4 protein-coding genes are annotated in these 4,300 nt (G+C 67.5%); all 4 read right to left on the bottom strand.

Annotation, left to right across the window (positions count from 1 at the left end):
• A partial coding sequence (locus V7067_RS15995; RefSeq protein ID WP_334176896.1) for a hybrid-cluster NAD(P)-dependent oxidoreductase occupies window positions 1-1,106 on the bottom strand: 1,106 nt, incomplete at its 3' end.
• A gap of 3 nt (window positions 1,107-1,109) precedes the next feature.
• On the bottom strand, window positions 1,110-2,369 hold the full coding sequence (locus V7067_RS15990) for an aromatic ring-hydroxylating dioxygenase subunit alpha (protein ID WP_334176895.1): 1,260 nt from the start codon (window positions 2,367-2,369) through the stop codon (window positions 1,110-1,112).
• Between the two features lie 232 nt (window positions 2,370-2,601).
• A complete protein-coding gene (gene glyA, locus V7067_RS15985) occupies window positions 2,602-3,870 on the bottom strand; it encodes a serine hydroxymethyltransferase (RefSeq protein WP_334176894.1) in 1,269 nt (422 codons plus the stop codon).
• An 11-nt stretch (window positions 3,871-3,881) separates the two neighbouring features.
• On the bottom strand, window positions 3,882-4,300 hold a 419-nt coding region (locus V7067_RS15980; RefSeq protein ID WP_334176893.1), incomplete at its 5' end, for an L-serine ammonia-lyase, iron-sulfur-dependent, subunit alpha.

Genomic DNA, 4,300 nt, shown 5'->3' with positions numbered 1-4,300 from the left:
GTGGCCTTTGCCGAACAGAGCAGCGCCATGCCCATGGCCACCTCGCGCGGGCGGATGCCGCCGGTCTGCGCCTGCACGAAGGTGCCGGAGGTGATCTTCGACTTGCAGGTTCCGCACACGCCCTTGGCGCACGAAGACGGCAGGCGAAGCCCGGCGCGGCGCGCGGCCTCAAGGATCGGAATGTCGGCCGGGCACTCGATCGACCGGCGGGTGCGGGAGAATTCCACCCGGTAAACCGGCACCGCGGGGGCGGCATCAAGGTCCGCTTCGGCGCCGGTCACCCCGGCCTGCACGGCTTCGGGCAGGTCTTCGAAGGTGAAGCTCTCTTCGTGATAGCGTGCCGGGTCGTGGCCCATCTCTGTCAGCATTGCCCGCACCGCCGCCATGAACGGCGCCGGGCCGCAGACGAACACCTCGCGGGCGGCGAAATCCGGCGCGATAGCCGCCAGCATCGCCGGCGAGAGCCGGCCGCGATGGCCGCCCCACTGCTCGAACGGGCTGTCGGCCTCGCAGACCGCCGCCACCCGCAGGCCGGCATTGCGCCGCGCCATGGTGGCGAGTTCGTCGCGGAAGATGATGTCCGCCGGCGATCGTGCGGCATGCACGAACACGATATCGCGGCCCTCGCCAAGATCGGTCAGCGTGCGCGTCATCGACATCAGCGGCGTGATGCCGGAGCCGCCCGACAGGAAAAGATATGCCGGCGCCGGCGCGGTGGCGCAGGTGAACTCGCCCATCGGCAGCGCCGCCTTCAGGCTCATGCCCGGGGCCAGATTGTCGTGCAGCCAGTTGGAAACCGGGCCGCCCGGCACGCGCTTCACCGTCACTTCCAGCGTGAAGGGGCGGGTGGGAGGCGAGGCGATCGTGTAGGAGCGGAACAGCGTTTCACCGCCAACGGCGAGTTCGAAGGTGACGAACTGGCCGGGCAGGAAGCCGAACCGGCGCGGCGACGGTGCGGAGAACACGAACGTCTTCACGTCCGCCGTCTCGCTGCGCACCGCGCGGCAGACGAGGGTATCGTCCTCGTCGCCGTTCCACGCCGGCACGTCCGCGCCGATCAGCCGGGCCGCGGGGTCAAGGCCCGCCTCGCGTGCCGTATCGGCCATGCCTCAGCCCTCCAGCCCGGCCCTGAGGCGGCCGATATACCAGTTGCAGAACGCTTCCACGAGGCCTTCGGTGTAGGGCGAATAGGGGCCGGGCGCATAGGCCGGGCTCTGGGCGCCCTGCTGGCAATAGCCGACGAGATCGCTGTCCTGCTGGTTGGTCACCTTCCAGACGCTCGTCAGGTTTTCCAGATCGTAATCGACGCCTTCGACCGCATCCTTGTGCACCAGCCACTTGGTGCGCACCAGCGTGCGGCCCTCGTCGAGGGGGATCGCGGAGAAGGTGACGATGTGATCCGACATGAAGTGATGCCAGGAGTTCGGCTGCGTCCAGAAGTGCAGACCGCCGATGGCCTTGTCGGTGATGTCGCCCAGCAGCTTCCGGCAGGCGACCGTGGTGTCCATGGTGTGGGATTCGCCCGCCCCGTCCAGCATCAGGCGCATGGTGCGGAAGCCGGTGACGCGGTCGTCGAGGTGCTCGACGAGGGCGGACGGCAGGCCGCAGGCCTCCCACTGGCGGTGCTTCTCCTCGGTCGCGCGGTCGTGGGCTTTGGCCGCTTCGATCTCTTCCGGCGCCATTTCGTCGGGCGCGTAGCCGAAGCCGTAGGCGAACAGCGGCACCGTCAGCTCGGGATGGTTCGGGGCGCAGTGATAGCACTCCCGGTTGTTCTCCATCGTCAGCTTCCAGTTGCCGGGCTCGATCAGGTCGGCCTGATAGGCAATCTTGGTGTCGCGCAGGCGATGGGGCGCGATATAGGGCGCCATGACCTTTGCCATATCGTCGAAATCGGCCGGCGGCTCATCGGCGAGGCAGATGAACAGCAGCCCTTCCAGCGACTTCAGATGCACCGGCTTCAGCCCGTGGCAGGAGGGCTTGAAGCTCTCGCCCATGTGCGGGGCATGGATGAGGTTGCCTTCCAGATCGTAGGTCCACGAGTGATAGCGGCACACCAGGTTGCCGACCGTGGTCTTTTCTTCCAGCACCAGCCGGGCGCCGCGGTGGCGGCAGACATTGTGGAAGGCCCGCACCTCGTTATCGTCGCCGCGCACGATGACGACGGAGTTCCGGCCGATATCCACCACCACGGCATCGCCGGGTTCCGGCACGTCCGGCTCGACGCCGACAAAGATCCAGTGGCGGCCGAAGATCAGGTCCAGATCGGCCTGAAACACATCGGGGCTGACATAGAACGGCGCCTCAAGGCTGTAGCCGGGCTGGCGACGCTCCACGAGGGCGGCGAGTTCGGTCTTCGGGTTGGACAGCATCGGGACCCCTCGGGCAAAAGGCGCTGCCGGAAACGCGCTGCAATTCTGGGAAGGTGTTGATCGGGCCGTGTTTTTTTCCGGCCTTGTAATGAGAAGAATTGCAGCCTTTCGCAGAGTCGACTTTCGTATCTGCGACACACTTTTGCTATTTTGCGACGTCGCCGCGCACGCCTGCGGCTGCGTTGCAGGGCCGCCCGCCGGCCCGGGCAGCGGCTCCGGGCCGGCGGTGCCGTCAGGCGTAGATGGGGAAGCGCGCGGTCAGCGCCTCCACCTCGGCGCGCACGGCGGCCGCAACGGCGGCGCGGGCGGCCTCGTCATCGCCGGCAAGGCTCTTCAGGACGCGGATGATGAGGTCGGCCACCGTCTCGAATTCTGCGGTGCCGAAGCCGCGGGTGGTGCCGGCCGAGGTGCCGAGGCGGATGCCGGAGGTGATGGCCGGCTTTTCCGGGTCGAACGGGATGCCGTTCTTGTTGCAGGTCAGGCCGGCGGCCTCCAGCGCCGTCTCCGCCGCCTTGCCGGTGACGCCGAGCGGGCGCAGATCGACCAGCACGATGTGGCTGTCGGTGCCGCCGGTGACGATGGCCGCGCCCTGCGCCTGCAGGCGGCCGGCCAGCGCCACCGCGTTGCCGGCAACCTGCCGCGCATAGACCCCGAACGAGGGCGCCAGCGCCTCGCCGAAGGCGACGGCCTTGGCGGCGATGACGTGCATCAGCGGGCCGCCCTGAATGCCGGGGAATACGGCGGAGTTGAACTTCTTCGCCAGCGCCTCGTCATTGGTCAGGATCAGGCCGCCGCGCGGGCCGCGCAGCGTCTTGTGGGTGGTGGTGGTTACCACATGGGCATGGGGAAAGGCCGACGGATAGACCCCGCCGACGATGAGGCCGGCAAAGTGGGCCACATCGGCCATGAGGCAGGCGCCGACCGCATCGGCGATGGCGCGGAAGCGGGCGAAGTCGATGATGCGCGGATAGGACGAGCCGCCGCAGATGATCAGTTTCGGCTGGTGCTCGCGGGCGAGGCGTTCAACCTCGTCATAATCGATCAGGCCGTCTTCGCGGCGCACCCCATAGGAAACGGCGTTGAACCATTTGCCGGAGAGCGTCGGCGCGGCACCGTGGGTGAGGTGGCCGCCGGCCGCCAGCGACATGCCGAGAATGGTGTCGCCGGGCTTCAGCAGCGCCATCAGCACGGCGGTGTTGGCCTGCGCGCCGGAGTGCGGCTGCACGTTGGCAAAGCCGCAGCCGAACATCGCTTTTGCCCGGTCGATGGCGATCTGCTCCACCACGTCGGCCTGTTCGCAGCCGCCATAATAGCGCCGGCCCGGATAGCCTTCGGCATATTTGTTGGTGAACACCGAGCCCTGCGCGCGCAGCACGGCTTCGGAAACGATGTTCTCGGAAGCAATCAGCTCAATCTGGTTCTGCTGGCGCCGGAGTTCGGCGTCAATCGCATCGAACACGGCCAGATCGTCACCCTTCGGGGCGGCAGCATGCACGGTCATGGATCAAATCCTCAGCATTCGGTGACGTTGACCGCAAGGCCCCCTTGCGAGGTTTCCTTGTATTTGGACTGCATGTCCTGTCCGGTCTGACGCATGGTTTCGATGACGGCGTCGAGGCTGACGCGGTGGGTGCCGTCGCCCCTGAGCGCGAGGGAGGCCGCCGCGATGGCCTTGTTGGCGCCGAACGCGTTGCGCTCAATACATGGGATCTGAACCAACCCGCCGACAGGGTCGCAGGTCAGCCCCAGATGGTGTTCCATGGCGATCTCGGCGGCATTCTCGATCTGCGCCGGGGTGGCGCCGAGGGCGGCGGCAAGGCCCGCCGCCGCCATGGAGGCGGCCGAGCCGACCTCGCCCTGACAGCCGACTTCCGCCCCGGAAATGGAGGCATTGCGCTTGATGAGCGAGCCGATGGCCGCCGCTGTCAGCA

Origin of the sequence: Pseudoxanthobacter sp. (assembly GCF_036822375.1) — a bacterium.
Classification (GTDB): Bacteria; Pseudomonadota; Alphaproteobacteria; order Rhizobiales; family Segnochrobactraceae; genus Pseudoxanthobacter.
Note: the sequence above shows the minus strand (reverse complement) of the source record. Positions and strands in the feature narration are given on the sequence as shown.

What these genes read in the sequence shown, in the direction of transcription:
- V7067_RS15990 (WP_334176895.1), bottom strand. Translation starts at nt 2,369, where the DNA reads ATGCTGTCCAACCCGAAGACCGAACTCGCCGCCCTCGTGGAGCGTCGC.
- glyA (WP_334176894.1), bottom strand. Translation starts at nt 3,870, where the DNA reads ATGACCGTGCATGCTGCCGCCCCGAAGGGTGACGATCTGGCCGTGTTC.